Annotated in this window: 1 protein-coding gene; it reads left to right on the forward strand. The window is 59.9% G+C overall.

The window, feature by feature from the left end; translation table 11 throughout:
• Window positions 1-290, forward strand: a 290-nt coding sequence (locus ASD25_RS32760; RefSeq protein WP_235562924.1) for a hypothetical protein, incomplete at its 5' end; no start/stop codon positions are given.
• Window positions 291-1053: the final 763 nt, after the last annotated feature.

Raw genomic sequence — 1053 nt, forward strand, 5'->3', positions numbered from 1 at the left:
AGTCGAAGAAGGCCACGAGCCACAGGGTCATCGCCGAAGCCGTAGATCCTCAACTCTTCGGTTACCTAAACGTCCACGACACGTCGGCCGTAGTCCTCATCCTCGTTCATCAGCAGAGCCTGCAAAGGACGCGCGAGACCTACACGCGCGTGCTCGAATCAGTCGTCGGGCATCAGCGCACCCGCGACAGCATCGTCGAAGGCTGGCCGCTACTTACATACGAGAACCAAGGTCGAATGGTCGAGGTGTGTGCCGCATTCGTTCACGTGAGGCGCCCAAGACGGCAGTGAGTTGCAGCCCGCAGAGTGCCACAGTGCCAGTGATTACGGCGAGAGCGTCATGTCGCGAAGCGCTGAGCGTGAGCCAGTTTCCCGCGTCGCCTGAGCAGGATCCTTAGTCTGCAGAAAGTCCGCAACGGAGTCCATCGCACCCAAGTAGCTCGTCCCTAGCCAACGCTGCCGACTACGCGCCACCCCCTGAATCACAACGATCTCGCCAGCAGTCAACAGCGGTCAACGGGCACCAACCAGGGGGTTCTCGATTCCCCTGGTATTACTGACGAGTAACATTGCCGCAGATCAGAGGCGGGTTGGGTGCTTGCTAGTCCGCATCTAGTCCGCAGAAGTTTGAGGCGGCTTGACTGGAACCCTCCGTTTCGCGAATCCGAGCGACTGCAATTGCAGCAGTCGACCCGGCCGCCGCAGCTCCAGTTCGGGGCTCAGTAATAGCCAACGAATTCATCGAGCCGGGCTGGTTGGGCGGCTGATGCGTCCGCCCAATCTCGGTCGTCATTAGCAGACCCTGGTCGGCAGGCTGGAAATCACGGGGTGGGTCGTCGAACGGCGTTGCCAAAGTTCTTCGATTCGGCAGGAACGGAAACGCCGAGCGTTGCCGTGGTGTAGGTATGAACAACAACATTGGCTCTCATCTGGAAATCATGAGCACCGACGACGAGACGACGCCCGATCACCTTGAAACCTGGGACGGCGGTCACGTGTTTCTCCCGGTCGAGGAGGCGACGCCGGAACAGCATCCGGCGCTCTACAATCTCTC

Source organism: Brevundimonas sp. Root1423, assembly GCF_001426805.1.